This is a genomic window from Rheinheimera maricola, assembly GCF_016918075.2.
GTDB lineage: Bacteria > Pseudomonadota > Gammaproteobacteria > Enterobacterales > Alteromonadaceae > Alishewanella > Alishewanella maricola_A.
Window position 1 is genome coordinate 422,137 of the sequence record NZ_JAERPS020000001.1, and the last position, 26,555, is coordinate 448,691.

The 26,555-nt window shown below is 49.5% G+C and carries 15 protein-coding genes; all 15 read left to right on the plus strand.

What is annotated here, in order from left to right; translation table 11 throughout:
* Positions 1–16 precede the first annotated feature (16 nt).
* The 15 genes from wecC to galU all read left to right on the plus strand — a co-directional run bounded on the left by wecC (position 17) and on the right by galU (position 26,517).
* Positions 17–1,279 carry a UDP-N-acetyl-D-mannosamine dehydrogenase gene (gene wecC / locus I4W93_RS01975; RefSeq protein ID WP_205310107.1) on the plus strand — a complete coding sequence of 421 codons (1,263 nt, stop codon included), beginning with the start codon at positions 17–19 and terminating at the stop codon, positions 1,277–1,279.
* Positions 1,280–1,291: 12 nt separating this feature from the next.
* The gene (locus tag I4W93_RS01980) at positions 1,292–6,322 is read left to right on the plus strand and encodes a glycosyltransferase (RefSeq protein WP_205310106.1); all 5,031 of its coding nucleotides are present in this window, start codon (positions 1,292–1,294) and stop codon (positions 6,320–6,322) included.
* Between the two features lie 4 nt (positions 6,323–6,326).
* Positions 6,327–8,594: a CgeB family protein gene (locus I4W93_RS01985; protein WP_205310105.1), complete on the plus strand. Its 2,268-nt coding sequence runs from the start codon at positions 6,327–6,329 to the stop codon at positions 8,592–8,594.
* A 9-nt stretch (positions 8,595–8,603) separates the two neighbouring features.
* On the plus strand, positions 8,604–10,571 hold the full coding sequence (locus tag I4W93_RS01990) for a glycosyltransferase (protein ID WP_205310104.1): 1,968 nt from the start codon (positions 8,604–8,606) through the stop codon (positions 10,569–10,571).
* A gap of 102 nt (positions 10,572–10,673) precedes the next feature.
* Positions 10,674–12,854 carry a hypothetical protein gene (locus tag I4W93_RS01995; protein WP_205310103.1) on the plus strand — a complete coding sequence of 727 codons (2,181 nt, stop codon included), beginning with the start codon at positions 10,674–10,676 and terminating at the stop codon, positions 12,852–12,854.
* A 69-nt stretch (positions 12,855–12,923) separates the two neighbouring features.
* The gene (locus I4W93_RS02000; protein WP_205310102.1) at positions 12,924–15,719 is read left to right on the plus strand and encodes a glycosyltransferase; all 2,796 of its coding nucleotides are present in this window, start codon (positions 12,924–12,926) and stop codon (positions 15,717–15,719) included.
* A gap of 1 nt (position 15,720) precedes the next feature.
* On the plus strand, positions 15,721–16,536 hold the full coding sequence (locus I4W93_RS02005; protein WP_205310101.1) for an SGNH/GDSL hydrolase family protein: 816 nt from the start codon (positions 15,721–15,723) through the stop codon (positions 16,534–16,536).
* A gap of 9 nt (positions 16,537–16,545) precedes the next feature.
* A complete protein-coding gene (locus I4W93_RS02010; RefSeq protein ID WP_205310100.1) occupies positions 16,546–17,871 on the plus strand; it encodes an alginate O-acetyltransferase AlgX-related protein in 1,326 nt (441 codons plus the stop codon).
* Positions 17,872–17,951: 80 nt separating this feature from the next.
* Positions 17,952–20,063, plus strand: coding sequence for a glycosyltransferase family 2 protein (locus tag I4W93_RS02015; protein WP_205310099.1), 2,112 nt, complete (start codon positions 17,952–17,954; stop codon positions 20,061–20,063).
* On the plus strand, positions 20,054–21,013 hold the full coding sequence (locus I4W93_RS02020) for a glycosyltransferase family protein (protein ID WP_205310098.1): 960 nt from the start codon (positions 20,054–20,056) through the stop codon (positions 21,011–21,013). The genes I4W93_RS02015 and I4W93_RS02020 overlap by 10 nt, the downstream gene beginning before the upstream one ends.
* Positions 21,003–22,034 (plus strand): capsular polysaccharide export protein, LipB/KpsS family, encoded by a 1,032-nt coding sequence (locus I4W93_RS02025; RefSeq protein WP_205310097.1) that lies wholly within the window; start codon positions 21,003–21,005, stop codon positions 22,032–22,034. The genes I4W93_RS02020 and I4W93_RS02025 overlap by 11 nt, the downstream gene beginning before the upstream one ends.
* 75 nt (positions 22,035–22,109) lie before the next feature.
* Positions 22,110–22,664, plus strand: coding sequence for a sugar transferase (locus I4W93_RS02030; protein WP_205310096.1), 555 nt, complete (start codon positions 22,110–22,112; stop codon positions 22,662–22,664).
* Between the two features lie 112 nt (positions 22,665–22,776).
* Positions 22,777–24,186, plus strand: coding sequence for an MBL fold metallo-hydrolase RNA specificity domain-containing protein (locus tag I4W93_RS02035; RefSeq protein WP_205310095.1), 1,410 nt, complete (start codon positions 22,777–22,779; stop codon positions 24,184–24,186).
* A 61-nt stretch (positions 24,187–24,247) separates the two neighbouring features.
* Positions 24,248–25,588 carry a UDP-glucose dehydrogenase family protein gene (locus I4W93_RS02040; protein WP_205310094.1) on the plus strand — a complete coding sequence of 447 codons (1,341 nt, stop codon included), beginning with the start codon at positions 24,248–24,250 and terminating at the stop codon, positions 25,586–25,588.
* Positions 25,585–26,517 (plus strand): UTP--glucose-1-phosphate uridylyltransferase GalU, encoded by a 933-nt coding sequence (galU, locus tag I4W93_RS02045; protein ID WP_205310093.1) that lies wholly within the window; start codon positions 25,585–25,587, stop codon positions 26,515–26,517. Before I4W93_RS02040 ends, galU begins: the two co-directional genes overlap by 4 nt.
* The last annotated feature ends 38 nt before the right edge of the window (positions 26,518–26,555 follow it).

Genomic DNA, 26,555 nt, shown 5'->3' on the forward strand with positions numbered 1-26,555 from the left:
TTGCATGGAGAACAGCATGACAATGTCGACACTGTCGGTAATAGGATTGGGGTATATTGGTTTGCCAACGGCAGCCATATTTGCATCGCGTAAGATAAAAGTGATTGGTGTCGATGTTAACCAAAAAGCGGTTGATACCATTAACCGTGGTGAAATTCATATTGTTGAACCCGATTTAGATATCGTGGTGCGCTCTGTGGTGAGCGACGGCTTTTTAAAGGCCACCTTAGTGGCCGAGCCGGCCGATGCATTTATTGTTGCGGTGCCTACACCGTTTAAAGATAACCATGCTGCCGATTTGAGCTATATCGAAGCGGCCTGCAAGGCGATAGCGCCAGTATTGGCGAAAGGCAACCTGGTGATTCTAGAGTCGACTTCGCCAGTAGGCGCGACTGAACAAATGGCGCAATGGCTGGCAGAGCAGCGGCCAGATTTAACCTTTCCACAAAGCCATGGTGAGACGTCTGATATTCGTATTGCCCACTGCCCGGAGCGTGTACTGCCAGGCCATGTCTTGCGTGAGCTGGTGCAAAACGATCGCGTTATCGGTGGTATGACAGCCGCTTGTTCGGCGGCAGCGGTGAATTTGTATAAAGTGTTTGTTAAAGGCGATTGCGTCATTACCAATGCCCGCACGGCCGAGATGGCGAAACTGACAGAAAACAGCTTTCGCGACGTTAACATTGCCTTTGCCAATGAGCTGTCAATGATTTGCGATAAGCTGGACATTAATGTGTGGGAGCTTATCGCGTTGGCAAATCGGCATCCCCGGGTAAATATTTTACAGCCTGGCGCCGGTGTGGGTGGCCACTGTATCGCGGTTGATCCGTGGTTTATTGTCGACTCTTGCCCTGAACAGGCACGTATTATTCGTATGGCACGCGAAGTGAATGACAGTAAGCCCGAGTGGGTGTTAGCTAAAGTGCAGCAACAGCTAGACAATTGGCACAAAGCTAACCCTGCTTTAGGCCGCGCACACGCGACTGTCGCTGTGCTGGGCTTGGCATTTAAGCCCGATATTGATGATTTGCGAGAAAGCCCGGCGTTGGATATAGCCAAACAGCTTGCGGGCGTTGGCTGTAAGTTGCTGGTGGTTGAGCCAAATATTAAAACCTTACCCACGTCTTTGGCAAAACCTGAAGTTGTGCTCACCGATGCTAAAACAGCGTTGTCGGCTGATGTTATCTGCGTATTGGTGCGGCACAGCCCGTTTGCTGATATTACTGCTGAGTTGGCTAAACATGCGGCAGTGGTGGATGCTGTTGGGTTGTTGCGTTAAGGGTAAACAGACATGACAACCGCTAAGGTGCAACCGGCAACGTCTATTTGCCAGCGTGTGATTATATTGGCCAATCACTCTGTCATGAGTGCGCCGGTGGCTGATCACTATGCTGCTTTTTTGCATGCTGCAGCTAAGCAGTGGCAAGCCGTTGGCGCCGAGGTGCTGGTGTTTGACTGCTGTGGTGCCGTCGTTAACGAAACAGATCCGATACACGATTTTATCTACTATATGCAGTTAGGGTTAGTACCCGACAACGTAACGTCGCTGGCGCAATCTGTTGCGTTATATAAACCTACTGTTTTAGTCGCATTGCTACCTGAGTATTTGCTCACTGCAGCAACACAGGTGGCGTCTAAACTTGGCTTGCCATTACTGGCCGACTTACGGCTGTATCAAGCCGACACGGTGCCAATATTGTCAAGCTCGCTGCTGGCTGGTTGTGCGTTAGTTTTGTCCGACAGCAATGTAACAGATGTACCACAGGCTATTAAGTGGCCGCTAACTGATGCTCAGTTGGTGCCGCAGCTGGCACAACTGTTAAGCGGTGGCGCTATGCAAAGCCGGCTTAATGCTCAGCAACTTAAATTAAGCCGGGTATTACAGCGGCCACAGCAGCAGGCAGAGCCGATAATGGCTGGCGGCGACAATGCGGATAGCTGGCGGCTTGTTGACGATAACACCGCGTGGCAGCAGTTTAATGTTGCTCCGCTAAGCACGATTGCCGTGCATGGTGCAGTGCGTTATGAAGCCACCGGCGCAGAAAAAAGCCGCAAAGCGGTATTGTTGATTAAACTGAGCAATAGCGCCGCTGAGCTCTTAACAATGCCATGTGCCGGGCTGAGTTGGTCTGATGTGTTCGACAGCCACTTTGTTTACTTACCTGACAGCCAGGGCCGCGATAAGCAAATTGTATCCTGGCAGTTACCGGACAACTGTGTCGCTGTTGCTATTTGTGTGCGTGGTTTTTACTTAAAAGCACCTGCTAAGGTGTATCTGCAGCAGATGCGGTTATACCAAGACAATAAACAAGCCCTGTTGCTGGAACAGTGGAATTACATTAACCACTATTTTTACAATAAAGGTGAGGTGACCTTTGTGCGCTCCAGGCTGGAACGCTTATTACAACAAGCCTGCACCCCTGAGCAATTGCGTTTAGGACAACAGGTGCTGGGCTTATATCAGGTTAAGCAGGGTATAACGATCCCTAAACGCCAACCGGATGCTTTGTATACACCGCGCGCCAATGCCGTTTTGTATTGTTTGCATCAGTCTTTACCCTATGTCACAAACGGTTATGCCACGCGCTCACACGGTATTGCGATGGGGCTAGCTGGCGCAGGGTGGCAGGTTAACGTTGCGACGCGCCCCGGGTTCCCCTGGGATACGCAAGACATTATGGCGGCGACAAGCTACCACAAACAACACATCGATGGTATTTGCTACACCGCCTATAATGGCAGTCATATAGAAGACGTTGGCCTGGCAAGTTATATTGCTATCACCGCCGACCATTTTTGCCGTGAAGCGCAGCATAGCCGTGCCGGGCTTATTATCGCGGCATCAAATCATGTTACTGCTATACCGGCCCTTATTGCGGCACGGCGGTTGGGTATTCCATTTGTTTATGAACTGCGTGGCTTATGGCATCTGACTAAGGGCTCTTTACGCCCGGATTGGGCCAGTTCAGAGCGGTTTCAGTTAGAGCATCAACTTGAACTGCTGGTGGCGGCAGAAGCTGATCATGTTTTTACGCTGACCGATGAGCTGAGTAAAGTGCTGACACAAGCAGGTGTGAACACGCCGGTGAACTTAGCGCCAAACGCAGTAGATTGCAGTGTGTTTTATCCACGCGAAGCGGACAGCAATGTGCGCAAGCAACTGGACATTTCGGATGATGCCTTAGTTATTGGTTATGCTGGCAGTGCTGTAGGCTATGAAGGCTTAGATGTGCTAATGGAAGCACTGGCCATTTTGGCTCGCCAGGGCGAGAGTTTTGTTTTTGTATTGCTGGGCGATGGCGCCGTGTTGGAGCAGGTTAAACTGCAAGCGCAGCAGCTGAATATCAGCCGCTACTGCCGGTTTGCCGGCCGGGTAGCGTTTGCCGATGTCGCCAGGTTTATTAGCAATATGGATGTTATGCCCATTCCGCGACGCAAAAGTGCGGTAACGGAAGTGGTGTCGGCGCTTAAACCGTTAGAAGCGATGGCGATGGCGAAAACGCTGGTGTTATCTGATGTTTCACCGCATTACGAGTTTGCCGGCGCGGCTAAGCAGATTTTAGATGACGATACCGGGGTTAGGTTGCATCAACGGGCGGTGTTATGCCGTCATGACGATGCCAGATCGCTTGCCAGTGCGCTGAAGTATAGCCTTGCTGATAGTGGCAGACGTGAGACGCTGGGTAGTGCAGCACTTAACTGGATACGCCAGCATCGCACGTGGCAGGCGGTAACACAGCAATACCGCGATACGATTCAGCCGCTGATACAACAACATAACGCAACGCCAAATAAACCTGGCAAAAGCAAGCCGGTTATTGCGGTAATAGCGGATGAGTTCAGTTTAACGGCGTTATCCGATGCGGCTGAGCTTATTTGTGTTACGCCGCAAAACTGGCATCAGCTACTTAGCAACACCAAAGTTGATGCCTTGTTGGTTGAGTCGGCCTGGAATGGTAACAGCGGGCAGTGGCATCGGATGATAGGCCATTATGATGATACTAGCAGTGCCGCATTGCGTGACATGCTAACGTTTTGTCGTGCACACCAGATCCCGTCATTGTTTTGGAATAAAGAAGATCCGGTACATTTTGACCGTTTTGCGGCAAATGCGGCTTTTTTCGATCACGTGTTTAGCTCCGATGCAGACTGCTTGCATCGTTACTTAAATTTAGCTGCCAGGGAGATTAGTACCGTAAGTAGCATGGCGTTTTTTGCTTCGCCAGCCTTACATAACCCACTGCCTGCAAGCGTAGCCTGGCAAGATACTGTTGCTTATGGTGGCAGTTATTATGGCGAGCGATACGCGAAGCGCACCGCAGCGTTATTACCCTTGCTGCAAGCGGCGTCTGAGTGCGGGCTTACCTTGTATGATCGCCAACATGATAATCCCGCTTCGCCTTATCGTTTTCCTGATAATTTGGCCTCTTATGTACAAGGCGGCTTAAGTTACCCGCAAATGGTGCAAGCCTATAAAGCACACCCGGTGCACATTAATGTCAATTCTGTAGCAGACTCGCCAACCATGTTTTCCCGACGTGTTATGGAAATAGCTGCATCGGGTACACCGGTATTAAGTGCAAGTGGACAGGCTATGCAGGCCTATGCCGGTAAGGGCGTGTTTTTTGCTGATGACAATACTCAGGCCAAGGCGGCGCTGCAAATCCTGCAAAACCCAAGCGCTCGTTGGCATGCCGGGCTTGACGGTGTGCGCCAGGTGTATACGGCGCATACTGCGGCACATCGGCTTTGCCTTATGTTGCGTACTGCCGGAATAACGCTGGGCGCACCAACGCCGATGCCAGTATGGGTACTGGTACCCAACATGACGCTACAGGCTGCACAAGCCTTGCTGATGCAAAGTGAACCGCCACAATGTGTGCTTGCCGTTCAGTGGCAGGAGGCAGCTAAACAGTTGCTGCAACAACAGGGTATTGAAACCGCTTTAGCCAAGCCAATAGAGACTGCTGCGCTGTTAATCGTGGCCAGAAATGCAGAAATTTTGTGTCAAGCTGAACACAATGACTTCCTGGATTTGCAACTTAGCACGCTGTATTCGCCATACAGTACAGCCGCTTTTTGCCGCGACACCGAACCTATGGCAGGCAGTTGGCCGGGGTTAACTACCTTGGTTGGCAAGCCCGATTTTAGTTTAACCGCGTTTAGTGCAAGCCCAGCACTGTTGCAACAAGCCGACGAACAAACGCTTCTGACGCAGATTGCAAAAAACAGTAAGCAGAGCACCTGTTTATTGATTCGAAAACCCGTTGTTAGCCCAACGTTATCCTTGCCACCTCGCAAGAGAAACCTGTTAATTGCCGGGCATGATTTGAAATTTATTGCGCCATTTTATCCGGCGTTAGAGCAGGCCGGTTTTAACCTGTTAATTGATCAATGGCAAGGCCATCAGCAACACGATGCAGTGCAAAGTCTGCAGTTATTAAAACAGGCCGACATCATATTTTGTGAATGGATGCTGGGTAATGCACTGTGGTATACCAGGCACAAGCTACCGTCGCAGCGCTTATTTGGCCGGCTGCATTCGCAAGAATTGCGCTCTGAGTTATTTGAAAAACTGAGGTTTAATGCTTTTGACCAGGTATTTGTTGTTGCAGAGCATATTCGTCAGCAGGCAATACAATTAAAACCGGATAGTGCTAAACGGACTACCGTGTTACATAACGCTGTTGATACGTCGCGGTTTGCGCCACTAGCACGAAAAGCGGGTATGAATAAGGTTTTGGGCTTTGCGGGGGTTGTGCCAAAATCAAAGCGATTTGATCGGGCGCTGGATATTTTGGCTGAATTAAGAAAAACAGATACCGGTTATGTACTGCGGGTTAAAGGTAAATTGCCGGCCGATTTTGCCTGGATGCAAGCACATCGCCCGGACGAAATGGCCTGGTTTGATAAGCAGTTTGCCCGCATTGAGCAAGACCCCTTATTACAAGGTGCCGTGCACTTTGATGGCCATGGCGATGATATGCCACAGTGGTATCAGCAGTTGGATGTTATTCTCTCGACCAGCGATTTTGAGAGCTTCCATTACAGTGTGGCTGAAGGGGCTGCCTGTGGTTGTCAGCCTGTGGTCTTTAACTGGGAGGGGGCAGCTACGTTGTACCCCGAAGCATGGTGTGTTGAAGATGTGGCCACGGCCTGTGCCCACATAAAACAGTTGTCAATACAGCCTGGTGCAGCTGAGCCATCTGAGACAACGCAACAGCTGCATGATTGGATCCACCAGCGCTATGCGCTTGAGAGTATGAGTTCGCGTTTAATCGCGCATTTACAAATAGAAGAGACACCTAAAGTGGTAGCGTGAAAGCATGTTTAAAATATCTCGAAAGTTGGTGCGTAAGTTAACGGGTAAACCGGAATTACGCCTGCCACCACCACACCCTGTGGCACGTTTAATGGAGCAACAAGGGCAGTTTGATGCGATTTGGTATTTAGCACAAAACCCTGATGTTGCTGCTGATAAACGCTGGCGCCAGCAACCGGCAATGCATTATTTGCAATTTGGCTCTAAAGAAGGTCGCCAACCGGTAGCCTGGTTTGATAGCCAGTATTATTTGCAATCAAATGCTGATGTAGCCAAAAGTGGCGCTAATCCGTTTGTGCATTTTTTACAGCATGGTAGGGCAGAAGGGCGCAAACCGAATAACTTTCTATTGATAAATCAGTTGTCTGGTGCTGATGAAATGCTCGCGCTAAACGAAACGCAACAAGTTTGTGTGACGCTACCGTTGTTTACTAAAACATCGCAGCTACAGTTAGCCCTGCGATTGCACAGTGATGATGACAAAACCTGTGGTTTGCTGCTGGCTGAGCTGGTAGATGCCAAAGGCAAGGTGATGACGCTTACACACTGTGGCCCGCTTCGGTTTTCATCTGTTTTTGGCAAATGGTATCGCTACGTGGTGTCGGCCAGGCAAAAAGATGATGTTTTTGTTATCCCGGTACCGCCTGCGGCTGCGTTGCTGCGCTTAACCCTTCGCCCGTGGCAAGGTAAGCAGATACAGGTGCGCAACGCTATTGTACCCAGCTGGTTACCAGACAAAGTGCGGCCGGTACCAACTTTACCTGGCGAGGTTGTTAATCAACTTAAGTCAGCAAACCAGCTAAACGTGGCCTTGTTAGCGGATGAGTTTACCTACAACAGCTTTCGCGATGAGTTTAATGCAATTACGTTTACGCCGGATAATTGGCGTGAGGTGTTTGCTGCACAAAAACCAGAGCTATTTTTCTGTGAGTCGGCCTGGTCAGGTATTGACCCGGTAACCCGGCCGTGGAAAGGCAAAGTTTACGCCAGCGAAAACTTTAAGCATGAAAACCGCCAGGTGCTGTTTGATATTCTGGCGTACTGCAAGCAGCACAAGATCCCAACGTTATTCTGGAATAAAGAAGACCCAACACACTACACTGATCGTAAACACGATTTTGTCAAAACCGCCGTGCTGTTTGACTACGTTTTTACCTCGGCGGCAGAATGCGTTGCGCGTTATAAAAGCGATTATGGCGTAAAGCATGCTTTTGCGTTGCCGTTTGCTACCAACCCGCGGTTGTTTAATCCGCTGACCACAGCACAGCGCAGCAATAAAGTGGTGTTTGCCGGTAGCTGGTATGCTAACCATATTGAGCGGTCCGCGGTAATGACGCAGGTGTTGGATGCGCTGATTGCACAAGGCTATGAACCGGAGATTTACGACCGCTACCACGGCGACCCTGACCCGCTGCATAAATGGCCACAGCAGTATTTACCCTATGTAAAGCCGGGGTTGCCGCATAGTGACATGCCCGCGGTGTATAAATCGTCGACCTTTGGCTTGAATTTTAATACCGTAACCGATTCTGAAACCATGTTTGCCCGCCGGGTGTTCGAGTTGATGTCGTCTAATACGTTAGTCATCTCAAATTATTCACGGGGTGTTGAGCAGATGTTTGGTGAGTTGGTGGTGTTTGCTGATCGTGAGCCGAAGCGGCTTGGCAGCCTGGATAGCGCCAGCATAAATAAAATGCGCCAACAAGCACTGCACAAGGTGCTTACTGAACACACCTATACCCAGCGCTGGCACTATATGTTGCGTTGCATTGGCTATAACACTACGGCGTCTGATAACAGCCTGACATGGTGCGCGTTGATCGACAGTGAAGCGCAGGCCGCTATGGCAGTAAGCCGCTTTGAACAACAGTTTGGCCGCGACACTGAAGCCCGTTTATTGCTGCTATGCAGTGAGGTGTTTGCGCCCGACAGTATTAGTGTGTTGTACCAGCGCTATAACCGTTTTGGCATTAGTGTGAGTGCGCTGCACTTTGCCCGGCATTATGCCCTGGCTCAGCGCTATGCACCGATAACCAGCCGCTATGTGGTTGTTGCTCGGCCTGCAGAGCTTCCTGATGCGGCCTGGTTTGGCCAGGCGCTGCCGCACCTGAGTTATTTAGACCAAGGCTATGCCACACCGGCGGGTATGCTTGAGCCGTTGCAACAGGCACAGCAAACAGCCGAAAGTACTTTACTGATGCAGGGTAGCAGCTGGCCATTGTGGCTGGATAGTTTACTGGCTGCTGAACAGGTAACGGTGCTACGGCTGTAAAGGAAAAGTATGCAAATATCAGTAATAGTGCCGTGCTTTAACGCGGTAGGAAAAATTGAGCGCTGTTTAAGCGCACTGGCTGCCATTGAATTTAATGCCGGCCAGTTTGAGGTGATTTTTGTCGACGATTGCTCAACAGACAACACCTTATCGCTACTGCAACAACAAACGGCAAACCGGCAAAACTGGCGGGTATTGCAGTTGCCGCAAAATTCGGGCTCGCCATCGGCACCACGTAATCTTGGCTTGAGCCAGGCACGGGGTGACTATGTATTTTTTCTCGACAGTGACGATGAAATTTTCCCCGATACGTTAAACACGCATTATCAGCATGCGCTGCAAACCAACGCCTGTATTGTCCGGGGTTATTTGATAGCCGATACCGGCCGTGAGCAGCTTGAGATGAACAAAGTTCATAACTGGCAAGCCAACTTAACCCGACAGCAGCGAATTGCTGCCATTATTGCCCACCAAAGCACGATACCCTGTAGCCTGATTAAACGTAGCCTGTTGCAACAGCATACTATTACCTGGCCTGAAGCCCTGCGCATGGGCGAAGACAGTTATTTTCTGGCTCAGGTGTTAAGCGTGGCAGAGCAGGTAGAATACCTTTCTCACCCCACTTATATTTATAACCAGCGCCGCTCTTTTGTAGCCTCCAGCACACAGTCTTATGGCGCCCGTGAATTACGCAATCATCTCATTGTTTGGCAAGGTGTGCAGCAAGCTTTGGCGCTGGCGGGCGTAGATTACTTTGCCTTACGGTTGCAAAAAGGCTTACAAGCCGTGCTTGCCAGTTTGGTATTTCGCAATCGCTATGACATAGATGAAGCGTTATTTCTGCAATTTGCCGATTTTATCCGACAAAACTGGCCGCTTATCGCCACGTTTAATTACATACCCCGTAACCGTGAGTTATTGCAAACACTGTTAAATAGCGACTTTGCTGGTTTTTCTGCATTGTGCAAACCGCGCTTGCTGATCGCCGGTTACGATTTGAAGTTTATTCAGCCGGTGTTAACGGCACTAGGGCACTATTTCACCGTGATAACGGACGAGTGGCGTGGCCATAATAGCCATGATGAAAGCCATAGTTTGCAGCAGTTAGCGCAGGCCGATTACATTTGGTGTGAGTGGCTGTTGGGCAATGCGGTGTGGTACAGCAAGCACAAAACGCCACAACAGAAGTTAGTATGCCGGATGCATCGGTTTGAGCTAAGCCGGGAATTTGGTGAGCAGCTGAACCTGTCAGGTGTGGATGCGATAACCGCGGTTTCAGTGTTGTTTTTTGAGCGTTTAATGGAGCGTTTCCCCGCCATACCACGGCAAAAGGTGAGGTTGCTGCCCAATTTTGTTGATGTGGCAGGCTACGATCAGGTGAGTTTTGCCGACAGCCGTTTTACCTTGGCGATGATAGGCTATGTGCCTGCCAAAAAAGGCCTGTTGCACGCCTTGCAGATATTGGCAGAGCTGCGACAAAAAGATAGCCGTTACCGGTTGAAGCTTTTTGGCAAGGCGCCGGCAGAGTTGCCCTGGCTAAAAAATCACCCTGACGAACTGGCGTATTTTGCCGATTGCGAACAACATATTCGCGATTTAGGCTTAACTGACGCCGTTGAACATGTTGGCTTTGCCGATATAAAGAAAGCGATGGCGCAACATCAGGTGGGTTTTGTGCTGTCGGTAAGCGAGTCGATGCGTGAGCTGCCAGGTTTTGAAAGTTTCCACCTTGCTGTAGCCGATGCCTATGCCGCTGGTGCGGTGGGATTGGTAAAGCAATGGACCGGCTGTGAGTATGTTTATCCACCCCAGATGATCACCCCGGATACAAATGCCTTAGTGAGCAAAATCTGGCAGCTAACGCAGGACAAAGCAGCTTATCAGCAGCTACAGCAAACTGGTATTAGCTTTATTGAGCGTCATTACAATGTCAGCGCTTTTGTTCAGCATGTACGTGCGCTTTATGACGAGATTTAATGATTGCTGATTAACGTTTAATTTAGCAGTTGCCATACTCGTGCAGTGATTACGCGCAGGTTATTTATAGGCGCAAGTAGAAGGCCACATCAAGGAGCAGATATGTTTAACATTTTAAAAGAGCTATTTTCGAGTAGCAAACCGCGATCACAACGCATGGTTTTTGGTACCAATATTACGCTTAACGAAAATGTGCTGAGCTGTCAGATTCATGCAGGTGAAAACGAGGTCGGCATTAAAGCTAAATACTTTTTTTATTTGGTGAAAAATGGCAGCACTATTGCAAAACACGGCTGGTCTGATATTTCTTCTCATCGCTGGACATTAACCGAAACCGGCAATTATCGCGTCAGAGGTTTTATTGAGATTGGCGGAGAAAAACGCAACAGCTTTTCGGATGGTGTTGATTTTTTCAATGCAGAATTTGAGCAAAGCTGGGCTCAGCTCAAATCAGGGGATATGTCAGCGATTAACAGTTTGCTGGATCTAAATTTTGTGGACGCAGATTACCCACATCAGAGTTTTTTGCTCGTTCAAACCATGAACGGTCCTGTGCCTACTATACCGCTCTCTCTTAGGCACGAGTATCTAAAAACTGATCACTGTTCGGCTTTATATAGTAGCTTGGGCAGTGCTAAATTCGATGGCGTAAAAGCAGTTTTTTCTGGTAACGCTTTTGTTGACGGTCGACTTATCTATGGCCAGGACGATATCGGCGACTGTAATAAGTTGGATATGCTAGCAGCGTATGGTGATTTTAGTGCCGTTATTGTAGGACAAGACCAGATCACTGTGTCTAACGATTATTTTGGTGTGCAAAAAATTTATTACCTGGAGTCTGCACAGGGGTTATTAATCTCAAACCGACACCACTTAGTTGTCATCGCCGCGGTAGCGTTAGGTTTTAATCTACGTATAAATAAAGCTGTTGCTCTGTCACATTTAGTGTCTGGGATTACCCAGCCATTTCAACAAACATTATCAAGTGACTCATTGGTGCAAGGCGTTAAAATTTTGCCGGTACACAATCGTTTAGTTGTCCGCGGTAATGCAATGCACCTGGAAAATAAACCTGTTGCCAGAATCTTAACTTCGAAGCGTCGTGATATTTCTCCGGCAGAATATGTTGATTTGTTGAAAAAAGGCGGCAAAGACGTTGTCGCAAATCTGCAGGCGATTTTTGACCATCCAAGATTCAAACATGTGCTGGTTGACCTGTCAGGTGGCATGGATTCGCGAGCGGTTTACAGTGCGCTGACGAATGTTAACGGTGGGCGGGAAAAAACACGAATAAACAGCTGTGATACGGCGTCATTGCCGGATGACCAAAAAATTGCTCTAACCATCAATAACGCATTTGGTTACCAATATGATGATATAGATGAAGAAGTTACGCAGTGCAGCAATTTAGATTTGCTGCATGAGTGTTTTAGCCATTTGGCAGGGGTGTATTATGCTTACGATCCGACGAATACATATTGCCAAACCATTAGCTTGAAAGACACGATTAACGTAACCGGATTCTTTGGTGAAATATGTTTAAGACCATATTACTCAAGATCGTATCTAGAGTCTTTAGCCGGGCTGGAACTTCACGAATTTGTTGAACAGCTTTTGGGGCAGCATTCGCTAAGCTCGTTTGGGGGCGCCTCTGCACTAGCACAACTTAAGTCTGTTATGTTGGATGGATTGGCTGCGTTGCCTGGGGAGTCTGCTTTGGAAAAGTACGACTTACATTATTTGTATTTCAGAAATGGCCTGCATTGCTCGGATATTTATCGTTTTAACAAAAAAACACCACGTATTGGTGTTCTGCAGTCTGCATATTTGATGGATTTGAAGTTAAACACTTATGGCAAAGTAAGTGTCGTTAAGTTGGAAAATGATTTTATTGCATGTCTTAATCCGCTGCTGGCGTGTTTTCCTTACGATACGAAACGGGACAATGCTGATAAAGCAGCTGCACAGTCTGAACTTGAAGTGTTTGATCCGCGGTTAAATGGCGTTAAATTTCCGATTAATGCTGACAATCAGGCTTGGCTTGCCGCAAGAGCTGCGAAACAACGGGTGATACTGGGTAAATTAGAAGATAAATCCAGACACGACATCGATGCTGTCGCCTTGCAGGCAGTTAAAGAATTGATGAAATATCCGGAAGTCGTAGATGAAGCTGTGCTAAAGGCGGTATTTGCTCAGTTAAAAACACAGGGTAGCAACTATGTTTTGGTTAACAAGGTTATTTCGCTTTGTCAGCACGTCCGTATGCTACAGCAGGCTGGTTGAACCAACGCATATGTCTATGAAGAATTATTATATTTTGCCAATGTTTTACAATGCTAGGATTTGCCTTTAGTGACCTTTCATAGCGTTTTTCAAGCAGATTGGTATTTACAGCAATACCCTGACGTAGCGGCGGCTGGGGTTGAACCGCTGCAGCACTACCTTAACCATGGCCGGTTTGAAAACCGTTGGCCGTGTGATTTGCCGGCGCTGCGGTTAGACCTGTCGTTATGGCAAGCCGATGACCCCCGCACTGACTTAGCTGCTTTGCAGGCAATGGTTGCAGCGCAGCAACCGTTGCATAGCGCGCTTGCAGCCTGGGTATTGGCTCGATGGTATGGCAGTTTTGATTGCTGGCAAGATGTTTATCCGTTAATAGACACTATGTTGGATGACCCGGCGGCACTGGCAATACTCGCAAACCAAGGGCCGTTTTTATTGGCGTTTTCAGCTGCTATCAACTGCAAGCAACCAGAGCGGGCAATGGCTTTACTTAAGCGTGAAGACTGGCCGCAAACTACTGATAAAGCACTGGCAGCGTCTATGTTGCAGCAAGGCGCTGATAAACTGCGCACCTTAAGCCAGGTGTTTGAACAACAGGGATTAATGGGCCTGGCCGATGACAGTGGGGCTTTGCTTAGCACGTTAAAAGCTGGCACGTTAAAAGCTAGCACCTTAAAAGCCAACACGTTGCCAGCTAAAATAAGCGATTTATGGCAACCCTTAGTCAGTGTTATTGTGCCGTGTTTCAACGCGGCGGCAACCATTGGCTATGCCCTTGACAGTCTGCTTCGGCAAAGCTGGCGCAAACTGCAAATAATTGTGGTTGATGATGCCTCAAGTGATAACTCCGCTGACATTGTGCAGCAAATTGCTGCGCTGGATAGCCGCATTACGTTGCTGCGCCAGACGGTGAATCAGGGCGCTTATGCCGTACGTAATATTGGTTTGTCGGCAGCACGTGGTCGTTTTATCACCGTGCATGATAGCGACGACTGGTCGCATCCGCAGAAAATTGCCTTGCAGGTAGCGGCGTTACAGGCTAACCGTAATGCCATGGCGTCTATTTCGCATTGGGTAAGGTGCACCGACGCATTGCAGTTTGGCCACTGGCGGGTAGAAGACAGCTGGACCTATCGTAATACCTCATCCTTGTTATACCGACGACGGGTTGTAAAACAACTGGGCTTTTGGGACCGCGTAAGTGTCGGGGCTGATACCGAGTATATGCTGCGTACCCTAAAGCACTATGGAGAGCAGGCTGTGGTTGATGTAAAACCCGGCCTGCCGCTATCTTTTGGCCTGGCTGACGTTAAAAGCCTGACCCAAACCAAAGCCACCCATCTGCGTACCCAGTTTAATGGCTTACGCTGCGATTATCGCAATGCAGCTATGCAATGGCATAACGCGGCCGACTCGCTGTATATTCCGGCAAGCTTAACGCAGCGGCCGTTTGCAGTACCGCCGCGGATGTGCAGGGGCAGCGAGGCGGTGCAGCAACATAACCTGATGTTGATACTTGAGCAAAAGCAGCTGTTTGATAGCGATTGGTATCTGACTAACAATCCTGATGTTGCTAAAGCCGGTGCCAATCCGTTGCAGCATTTTGTTTACCATGGCGCGGCGGAGGGGCGCGATCCTCTACCCGGGTTTAGTTTGTCTGGTTACGCCTTGTCACAGCAGCTGCCGTTAGCGCAGGCTTTGGCTCATTGGTTAACGCCAGGCAAACCAGTAAGCGGGCCAATATGGCTTAAACAGCAAACATTACCGGGCAGCCAACAACATATGGTACTGGTCGCGCATGCTGCAGCTAGCGAATTATACGGCGCTGAGCGCAGCCTGATCGATGTACTGCAGCAGCTAAGCCAGCTGCAACTTAGCCTAACGGTGATTTTGCCCAGTGCCAATAATCCGGATTACATCCGGCAGTTAATGCCTTGGTGCCAGCGATTGCTGGTGCTGCCTTATGGTTGGTGGCGTGCTGATAGGGCGCTGTGCCAGCCAACACTGGCGTGTTTCACCACGCTGTTTCAGCAACTGCACGCTGATGTGGTATACCAAAATACCTGCGTATTGTATGAACCCTTAGTCGCAGCCAGGCAGTTGCAGTTACGCACCATTATGCATGTGCGCGAAGTGGCAGATACCGATGCCGATCTCTGTCGGCAGCTTGCTGCAACAGCAAACCAGGTAGCACAGCACATACAACAACATGCTGATGTGGTTATTGCTAATTCCGCTGCCGTCGCATGCTTTGTCAACAGCCCCGAGCGCACAGTGACGCTGCCCAATACGCTGTCTGCAGCACTGCGCCAATGTTCAGCCCGGCCCAACGGCAGCAGGCTGCAACTGGGTATGATAAGTAGCAACAGCGCGAAAAAAGGCATCGCTGATTTTTTCGCCATGGCTGAACAGGCACACGGCCGCGGTTTGCCCGTCGACTTTGTGCTATTTGGACCCAATAGCGCTGCACTGCAACAGCTTATGCAGCAATATGCTGGCCTGGTGCGTTATGCAGGTTATGTTGCTGCGCCAGAGCAAGCGTTGGCGCAGTTGGACGCCGTAGTAAATTTATCGCAGGTAGCCGAGTCTTTTGGTCGCACGGTACTGGAAGCGTTAGCCACGTCGCGGTTGGTATTGGCGTATCGACATGGTGCCCTAGCCGAGTGGTTACCGGCAGAACTGTGCTTGTTGGCAGAGGTGGGCAACTGGCCTTTGTTGCTGACTCAACTTGAAGCGCTATTGGCAGAGCCATTAAGCTTAAAGAAAATATTGCAGCTGGGCGCTACATTTGCCTGGCAGCATTATGCGCCGGAGCACGTATTGCCGATATGGCAGCAGTTACTTAACGTACAGCAAAGAGGCTAAAATGGCAGCGATTATGTTGCGTGTGTTACTTAGTAGTATTGTATTAAGCGTTACCGGATGCGGTGCAACTGACGAAGCGCCAGACAGCGCTAATGTTGACAACCCACCGGGGGTGATAGTGACACCAGCCCCGCCGGTAAACGGTTTAACGCAGTGTGGTATTACACAGTACAGCACTCCAGTTAAACCTATGGCGCTGCCAAATGGCTTTAGCAGCGTGATTATGGGCTCGTCGTCAGCTGCAGGCGCTGGTGCCAGCCAAGGGTCGCTAAGCTGGGCTGGCCAGTTTAGTGCCTGGCAACAAAGCAGCGGCCGGGCGGTAACGAATATTGCCAAAGGTGGCCACACGACTTACCAGGGATTAGCGCAATATTGTTTAACTGCCGATAGTCGACCAGCACCAGATAATGCGCATAATGTTAGCCAGGCACTGGCGTTGCAGCCGGATTTAGTCATTATTGCTTATCCCAGCAATGATGCGGCGCTTGGCTGGTCGGCAAATGAAAGTGTGGCAAATATTATGCTAATACGGTCGGTTTTGGCCGATGCCGGTGTTGCTAGCGTAGTGATGTCGGCCCAACCGCGTTCGTTATCAGCCTCTCGCACCGCATTACTACAAGAATTTGACCGTTTATTGCTACAACAGCTGCCAGATTGTGTTGTGTCACTGTATAATGCGCTGCAACAGGACAACCGCCTCAACCCGCAGTATGATGCCGGCGATGGTGTGCATTTAAATGATCAAGGCCACGCGGTGGTGTTTGATGCTTTACGCGAGATGCTGACGCAGGGCGACTGTGTTTCGCTGCCAGAGTGATGAAATAAATTGACTAGTTATGTAATAAAAAGCAGGCATTTACGGGCCTCGGCTCCTGGCGTTATTCGTTGGTGTTTAGATTTTCCGCAACCTGACGCTAAGGTTAGCCTGGAGCAGTTGCAGCAAGGGCTGCGGTTTCAGGGCTGGCTGTTGCAACAACCTTTGCTTAGCGCGCAAATGTATGTGCGCCAGGGTGATAGCCTGCATTACTGCGACTTAAACGTTAAACGTGCTGATGTAGTGGAAAAGGTGTTGCGGCAAAACCCGGTGGCGCACAACCAGTTGCAATGTGGTTTCAGTTGCAAATTGCCGGCGCAAACAAGCGAGCTAATTGTTGGCTTTATGCTTGGTAGCACCGCGTATGATTTTGTTGAACTGCGCATTGAGAGTTCGATGAAAGTATTGCATGGTACTGCGCCGTGGCTATTTTTGGATAACGATACCAACCAAAGTGTGGCGCAATTTACCGGTGAGCTGAGCCTGGACAAGCCAACATTGCAGAGCTGGCATGACTATGTAAGCGCGCTATCGTCGTTATCCGGTTGCGACAATGTTGTGCTATTGCTTGCTCCCACAAAAGAAATGGTTTACCCAGAGTATTACCCGCACCGTCGTGCCGGTAAACCCCCTGTGCAGCAGCTGCTGGAGTTTTTGCCAGCTCAGGCACCCGTGCTGTATCCGGCGGCTGAATTAGCGCAAGCGGAGCAGCGTAGTTTTCGTTATACCGATACCCACTGGACACATCACGCGGCGATGACAGTAACGGTATTGCTGGCACAGCGACTTGGGCTGGCGGTATCTGAAGTTGAAGCGCAATTTGCTGCCGATGAATATGTTGAACGCAGCGTGTGTGGTGATCTGGGCAATAAACTGTTTCCGCCGCAAGCGGCCAGCGAAATGCTGTTGAGCAATGTGAATTACAAACAGTATTTACGTTATGACAACGGCTTGCCTAATTTTGGCCGGGTGATGCTGTTTGAAAACAGTAAGGCGTTGACGGCACAGCATTGCCTGATCTTTGGTGCATCGTCAGCTTATAGTATGTTAAATTATCTGGTACGGTTGTATGGCAAAGTTAGCATAGTGCACTCTGCCGGTAACGTAGATCCTGAGGTGGTATCGGCATTATCACCTGATTGCATAATATGCCAGACCAACGAGCGTTTTATTGTTAGAGCGCCAGTGGCGGATTATTCGCTGGCTGAGGTGATGCAGGGTAAGTTGAGTGATATGGCGCTGGCTGAACGCAGCACTTTATTACAACGATCGGCGGACTGCAATGCCGGACACTTTCAGGCTTATTTTCACCTGTTACTTTCACGCGCTACATTTTAAGAGATAAAGATGATTAAACCTTTGTACGGTAGCTTGCCAGCTGCCGCAACGCTTGAAACGTTTCGCGCTGAGTTGCAACAATGCAGGTAGTTGCGTTAACCACTGCGGAGGTTGTAGCGTTAACGCCTAAGCAACAGCGGCGTGATGATGGCTGGTCGATAGCAGAGGATAGGATTGTGGTCCCGCTGAAGGTAGCAGGGCCAGGCTGGTACAGTATTGAAGGTGAGGTAGTAATAGAGGGCCGCAAACGTATTGTTAGCGTGCATTCTGCTGCCGGCTTGCTAGTGCATTTGCCTCTGACGTTAAAAGGACGGCTGTTAGATTTGTTCTATGTCCCCGCGGGCTATTCTGGCTTAAGCATGCAAATTTCAGCGAAAGATTTAACCTTGTACCGCTGTGATTTTCAATTGACTAAATTGACAACAATGCAACGTGTTTGGCGCATGACGCGTCGGTTAGCATTAACATTTATCCGCCAGCCAGCCTCGCGTCGCCGAGGCGTTGCATTAGGTTGGACTAGCGTATTTGAAGGCTTAGAGCCCGCATACAGAAAGGCTTGCCAGTTAAGAGCGTGGCACGCTGGCATACCTTATGCTGCTTGGATACGTTTGCATGAAGCTGAACATGCTCAGCCACATTCCCGCATTGCGCAATATTTGACAACGCGTCCCAGGCTAGTGGTCGTTGTTTATGGTGATGCCACGCTATCGGCCGCACTGTGGCAAACCAGCATAGACAGCGTTGCCAAGGCAAAAATAGCATTATCGAATGTATTTGCGCTTACTATTAACACTGGGCTTAACGTAGATATACCAACATCTGTTGCCTGCGGGGATGCTAAGGCACTAGCTAAATGGTTGGCTGTTGACGGCAGAGTGTTGCTGCTAAGAGCTGGCGCGGTGCTGTCAGCATGGTCAGGTGCCTGGTGGGCACTTTGCGGTACATCAGCACCCTTTAGCTACAGCGACAGCGATTATTTAATGCCTCATCGACGCAGACCGCAGTTTAAACCCGATTGGTCAATAGAGCTGTTGCGTAGCACGCATTACATTGGTGATGTGGTGTGTTGCCAGGTGCCGGCGTTGCTAAATTGTGGCTGGCTGGAGTCTGACTGGCAGCGTGATAGGCCGGGGCAGCGCTTGGTGCTGCGTTTGGCAGAGCAGCTGGATGGCGCTAGTGCGCCTGAGCATATAGCGGCGGTATTGTGGCATGATACGCTGCCACCTGCGCCAGCGCAGCCGGCATCTGTTGCCGAGCATTTGCAGCGGCTTGGTGTTGCGGCAGCGGTAAGTGAAGGTGCGCATCAGACTGTGCGGGTAAGCTATCAGCGCAGCAGTACACCGCTGGTAAGTATTATTGTGCCTACCCGCGACATGCTGAACTTATTAGCCGCATGTGTTAACAGTGTTCTGGATAAGACCCAGTATCCGTCGTTTGAGCTGTTGATTGTCGATAATCAAAGTAGTTGCTCAGATACCTTGGCGTACATGCAGCAGATAACTGCCGACGCAAGAGTCAAGGTGCTGTGTTATGACCAACCATTTAACTACGCCGCTATCAATAATTTTGCCGTTAACCATGCTGACGGTGAACTGATTTGTTTGTTGAATAATGATACGGAGGTTATTTCGGCGCAATGGTTAGATGAGATGGTCGCCACGTTACAGCAACCTGCGGTAGGGGCAGTTGGTGCGCGGTTGTTGTATTCAGATGGGCGTGTGCAGCATGCCGGTGATACGGTTGGGCCGGGCGGTTGTGCTGATCACTTACATAGTAAAATTGCCAGGCATGAAGCCGGCTATATGAAGCGCGCAGTGGCCACGCAGGAAGTATCTGCGGTGACTGCCGCCTGTTTGTTGACACCCAAGCCATTGTTTTTGCAACTTGGTGGCCTGAATGAGCAGCAGTTGGCGGTGGCGTTTAACGATGTTGATTATTGTTTACGGGTACGCGAAGCGGGCTATCGTGTTGTGTATAACGCTTATGCTGAGTTATATCATCATGAGTCGGTGTCACGCGGTAAAGATTCTACACCGGAAAAAGCACAGCGTGCCAAACGTGAAGCCGAGTATATGCGACGGCGCTGGGCGCACCTGATGTCGCATGATCCCTTTTATAACCCGAATTTAAATTATCAGCGGGCCGATTTTAGTCTTGGCCGTGAGTTAAAGGTTAAAGCACCATGGCAATAGTAAAGGTGCAGCGCGTTATTCTGGTAGAAGAACGGCCTAACCCCAGCTCAGATTTTTTTGTTTTACCGCTATTAAAACAGCAGCAGTGCCAAGTGCAACGGTTAAGTTTTACCCAGCTGCCAGCTGCGCATGAGCTAGCTGGGTGCTGTTTGATTTTTGTCCGCTATATTCCGCCACAATGGCGGCAGTGGATAACACAACATCACTCGACGTTGGCACAACTGGTGCTGTTTATTGACGATGATATTCTCGACCCGGCATCAAGCGCGGGCATGCCCTGGCGTTATCGGCTGAAGTTATGGCGCTTGAGCTATCGCGCCGTACCCTGGCTACGGCGTTTGCAGGGCGAATTGTGGGTGGCCAATCAATATTTAGCGCAAAAGTATCAGCAGTGGCAACCGCAACAGCTGTGTGCTATTCCGTGTTTACCGCTTTTGGCTAAGCCACCTGTTACCTTGTTTTATCATGGTTCTTCGTCTCATCAGGCCGAAGCACGTTGGTTGCTGCCTGTGGTTAAAGCGGCACTGCAGCGTATGCCTGAGCTTAACTTCGAGATTATTGCCGACAAAAAAATAGCCGCCTTGTATCGTGGCATGGCCCGGGTGCAGGTGCTGTACCCTATGAGCTGGCCCAGCTATCAGGCCTTGCTACAGCGCCAGCGCTACCATATTGGCTTGGCACCTCTGTTGCCGCTGCCATTTAATTTAGCGCGTTCGGTGACTAAGTTTTTTGACATCACAGCCGCCGGTGCTGTGGGTATTTATGCCGATAGCGCCATTTATCAGGCGGTACGAGATAAACAGTCAGGTATAGTCTTGCCAATGGATCCGCAGCGCTGGCTGGATGAAATAGTAAGCCTGGCGGCAGACAGTAACAAGCAACAGCAGCTGCTTCAGCAGGCTCAGCAGCAATTGGCTAGCTGGCAGTTTGGAGACGACTGTGCCCGCTAAGTCTTACCTTACGCTAAGCCGTGCACTGGCCAAAACGCCGGCGTTAGCTAGCTTTTTGCAAGGCAAAGTGAGTTATTTGCCCAGTTGGTTTTGTCCGCCGTGGTTGGCAGGAAAACGTACTATGCTAGCCTGGGGACGAAAAGCCTCGGCAGAAAAGGCACAGCGTTGCGCCAAAGCGCTGCAATTGCCAATCTGTTATCTGGAAGACGCCTTTTTACGCTCGGTTGGTCAGGGATTTGACTCTGCTCCCTGCGGTATGGTGGTCGACGATTTAGGTGTGTATTACGATGCGATGGCGCCATCCCGGTTAGAGCAATTAATAGTGACGCCGCTAGATAATGCACAGCACGTTGAAGCACAAGCCTTACCGCTATTGTGGCGCCAGCATAGGGTGTCGAAATATAACAATAGCCCTGATTGCCAGCTGATAGCCGATAAACCCTATGTGTTGTTAATCGACCAGACATTTAATGATGCATCGGTGCACTATGGCCTTGCCAATGCTGACAGCTTTCGTACCATGTTGCAGTTTGCCAGAACAAACTTCGCTGACTATCAGCTGGTTATTAAGACTCATCCTGACGTTGTTGCGGGTAAGAAAAAAGGCTACCTGGCTAATCTGCCCGCTACAGAGCTTGCCGGCGTACAGTTAATATCAGAACGCCTGCATGTGGTGGCGTTATTAGAGCATGCCAGTGCAGTGTTAACAGTCACGTCGCAAGTAGGTTTTGAAGCCTTGCTGTGGCAAAAACCGGTGTATGTTTTTGGTATGCCATTTTATGCCGGCTGGGGTTTAACACAGGATATGCTGCCCGTTCCGGCGCGACGTTTACAGCTGCGCGCACAAGCAGGTGCTGAAGTTGATATTGGCCGCTTAGCTTACGCCGCGTTTATCCGTTATGGCCGTTATGTCAACGATGATACGCAGCAACCCTGCAGTTTTTATCAGTTAATACAAACTATTGCCGGCCATAGTTGCAACAGGGCGCGACCAGAGCGGCAGCTGTCGGCGTTACGCTAAGTTAATTTTAATGTTCGTGCTGCCGGGTGAGTAAAGCTATGCGGCCTATCTATGTAATGGTGTTGGTGAGGGGTTATGATTTTTCGGTTATTCGATGTGGTTTTTGCGGCGCTAGGTTTACTGCTAACCTTGCCAGTACTGGTTATTTTGACGCTTATTGGTTTGTTTGATACCGGTTCGCCGGTTTTTCTGCAGCAGCGGGTTGGGCGCAATAAAAAGCCCTTTGTGTTGGTAAAGTTTCGCACTATGAAGCTGGATACGGCCCATGTTGCCAGCCACTTGGCAAGCAGCAGCGCCATTACGCCGTTCGGTGGCTTTTTGCGTAAAACCAAGCTAGATGAACTGCCGCAACTGTGGAATGTATTAAAAGGTGAGATGAGCCTGGTGGGGCCGCGGCCTTGCCTGTTTAATCAACAAGAATTAATTAACGAGCGCGAACAGCGCGGTGTACTAAATGCCCGGCCCGGTATTACCGGCCTGGCGCAGGTAAATGATATTGATATGTCGACCCCGCAGCTTCTGGCTGAAACAGACGCAAAAATGCTGGCACAGCTTTCGGTAGCGGACTACTTTAAATATATTTTTATGACAGTAGCAGGTAAGGGCAGTGGGGACAGGGTAAGAAAATAGCCGCCCAACGTCCCCCTTCCCCTCCTCTTTACAATAGAGGGTGCAGTTAAGTCCCCTTGGTAAAAGGGGATTTGGGGGATTTGAAGTTGGAAAGGATTGAAAAGGACTTTATATGCAACTTTATGATAAGCCGCATTTTATTCATCATGGCGCGGTAGATGGTGTTACCGGCTCTTGCCATGAGTATCGCATTGCCGATGACTATGCTGTGCTGATCGATTGCGGCTTGTTTCAGGGCGCGGAGCTATCTGGCTCAGGCTCTGCAGGCTCGCCACAGATTAATTTTGCTATCAACCATATCAGCGCACTAATCGTCACCCACGTGCATATTGACCATGTTGGTCGAATTCCGTATTTTTTGGCCGCCGGCTTTGACGGGCCTATTTTTTGCACTACCGCCTCTGCAACTTTATTGCCGCTAGTACTGGAAGATGCGCTGAAAGTTGGCGTTACCCGTGATGAAAAATTAATACAGGCGTTTTTGGCTAAGGTGCGCCGGCAGTTGGTGCCATGTGAATTTGGCCAATGGCAGGCGCTGCCAGCTGCGGGTGCGGCTGCAATGAATGTGAGGTTTCAACCGGCAGGCCACATTTTGGGCTCTGCCTATGTTGAATTGCAACACAATACGCCAGGTAAAAAAGGTTATAAAACAATATTTTCCGGTGATTTAGGCGCGCCTTACGCGCCGTTGTTGCCAGCGCCCCGCGCGCCTTATGCTGCCGATGAAGTAGTGATAGAAAGTACTTATGGTGACCGCTTGCATGAAAAGCGTAGGGCACGCATTAAACGGTTGGAGCAGGTATTGCTGCACTCATTGCGGGATAACGGTACTGTGCTGTTTCCGGCTTTTAGTATTGGCCGCACTCAGGAGTTATTGTACGAACTGGAGGCAATAATTCACCGATTGCGCGGCCAGAAAATTCATCAAAACCTGCGCTGGGATGAGCTGCAAATTATCGTCGACTCACCCCTGGCCGCGCGTTTCACCGAGGCGTATGCTGCCCTAAAGGACTGTTGGGATAACGAAGCTAAGCAGCGCTTAAAGCAGGGCCGGCATCCGTTAAGTTTTAGCCAGTTACACACCGTTGCAAGCCATACGCAACATTTAGATTTGGTGCAGTTTTTGGCCCGTAGCAAGCAGCCGGCTATTGTTATCGCGGCCAGTGGTATGTGCGAAGGTGGTAGGGTAGTGAACTATTTACGGGCCTTACTGGCTGACAGCGCACATCAAGTGGTATTTGTTGGTTATCAGGCAAGGGGCACCCTGGGGGCTGCCATTCAGCGGTTTGGCCCCAGCGGCGGTTATGTCGATATAGATAATGAGCGTATTACAGTGGCCGCAGAAATTATTACATTAAGCGGTTATTCAGCTCATGCTGATAAAACGGGGTTAATAAATTTTGTGGCACGTATGCGGCATAAACCAAAGCTAGTGCGTATAGTGCACGGTGACGTTGCCGCGAAACAAGCACTGGCGCAGGCTTTTTTGCAACTGGGAATTAATGCTATTATAGCCAGCTAACCAAGCCTGAAGTCGTGCTAGTTTGCCAGTTGGTTAAACGGTTTCCATAAAAGGATAGGTAATGAAGGTAACGGTTTTTGGTATTGGCTATGTGGGGTTGGTGCAGGCGGCTGTGTTGGCAGAGGTCGGACATCATGTGGTATGTGTTGATGTTAACGCAGACCGGGTTAGCCAATTACAACAAGGTATTATTCCCATCTATGAGCCTGGGTTAACACCTCTGGTTGAGGCTAACGTTGCCGCCGGGCGTTTAGAATTTACCACTGATGCCGCAGCAGGTGTTGCTCATGGCGAAGTGCAGTTTATAGCAGTGGGTACGCCGCCAGATGAAGACGGCTCGGCAGATTTAAAATATGTTCTGGCAGTGGCAAGCACCATTGCTCAGTACATTGAAACACCTAAAGTGATTATTGATAAATCTACCGTACCGGTAGGAACTGCCGACAAAGTAAAGCAGCTGATTCAACACGGGTTGCGGCAGCGCCAACAAGATATTCAGTTTGATGTGGTATCTAATCCGGAGTTTTTAAAAGAAGGGGCTGCAGTATCTGACTGTATGCGGCCGGATCGGATCATCGTTGGTACTTATGACGAGCGACCGCGTGACACTATTCGCGAGCTGTACGAACCGTTCAACCGTAATCATGAAAAACTAATGTTTATGGACGTACGTTCTGCTGAATTAACAAAATATGTCGCCAACTGTATGTTGGCAACCAAAATATCTTTTATGAATGAAATGGCCAATTTGGCTGAGCTGCTGGGTGCAGATATTGAAGCCGTGCGTCGCGGAATAGGTGCCGATCCGAGGATTGGCTATCACTTTATCTACCCGGGTTGTGGCTATGGTGGTTCTTGTTTTCCGAAAGACGTACAGGCCCTTATCCGTACCTCTGAGCAGCATGGATATAAACCAGAAGTGTTGTATGCAGTGGAAGCGGTCAACGTTAGACAAAAGCAAAAACTAATGCAATTGGTGCAGCGACATTTTGATAATAGCTTGCAAGGGCGCACTTTTGCGATTTGGGGTTTGAGTTTTAAACCTAAAACGGATGATATTCGCGAGGCGAGCAGCCGTCAACTTATGGAGCAGTTGTGGCAGGCGGGTGCCAATGTGCAGGCTTATGATCCACAAGCGATGGAAGAGATCCAGCGTGTGTATGGTGTGCGGGATGATTTGACTCTAGTTGGTACAAAAGAAGCGGCATTAAAAGGTGCTGATGCGTTAATTATCTGCACCGAATGGCAGCAATTTAAAGCGCCCGATTTTGATTTAATAAAAGCCCAGTTAAAACACGCGGTAATTTTTGACGGCAGAAACCTATTTGAGCCAGAACGTATGCAACGTAAAGGCTTTGCTTACTACGGTATTGGTCGCGGCGAGAGTGTGATAAAACAATGAATATTAATAGTAAAGTAAGAAAAGCAGTAATACCGGTAGCAGGTTTAGGCACGCGGATGTTGCCTGCCACTAAAGCAATACCCAAAGAGATGTTACCCGTCGTAGATAAGCCGCTAATTCAGTACGTGGTGCAAGAGTGCATTGCAGCGGGCATCAAAGAAATTATTTTGGTTACGCATTCTTCAAAAAATAGTATTGAAAACCACTTTGACAAAAGTTTCGAGCTTGAGTCGATGCTGGAGAAACGGGTAAAACGGCAGTTGCTTGATGAAGTGCAAAACATTTGCCCAAAAGATGTGACGATAATGCATGTGCGGCAGGGCGAAGCTAAAGGTCTTGGCCATGCAGTGCTTTGTGCCAAACCCCTGGTAGGCGATGTGCCTTTTGCTGTGGTGCTGCCTGATGTGTTAATTGACGGCTACGATAGCGATTTAAAGCGCGATAATTTGGCGCAGATGTGCAAAATGTTCACTGAGACAGATATTAGCCAGGTAATGGTTGAGCCGGTACCCTTGCAACATGTTAGTAGCTACGGTGTGGCAGACGTGGCCGGGCATGTAATGCAGGCGGCACAGTCGGTTAATATGACGGCAATTGTCGAAAAACCAGCAGTAGAAGAGGCGCCGTCAAACCTGGCAGTGGTTGGTCGTTATGTCTTTACACCACAGATTTGGTCAGCGCTGGCGCAAACGCCGCTTGGCGCCGGTGACGAAGTACAATTAACAGACGCTATTGCTATTTTGATGAAGCAACAATCAGTTAATGCTTATCATATCGTTGGTCGCAGCCACGACTGTGGTAACAAGCAGGGCTATTTGCGTGCTTTTGTTGAGTATGGTTTAAGAGATAAACAGCTGGGGGCTGATTTCCGGCAATGGCTGCAGACTGTGGTGCTGAGTGTTGAGCCATCTGCTGCGGACAAAGCTTAATAAGCGACTATAATAGTGGTCTTGCTTTGATGCGGGTT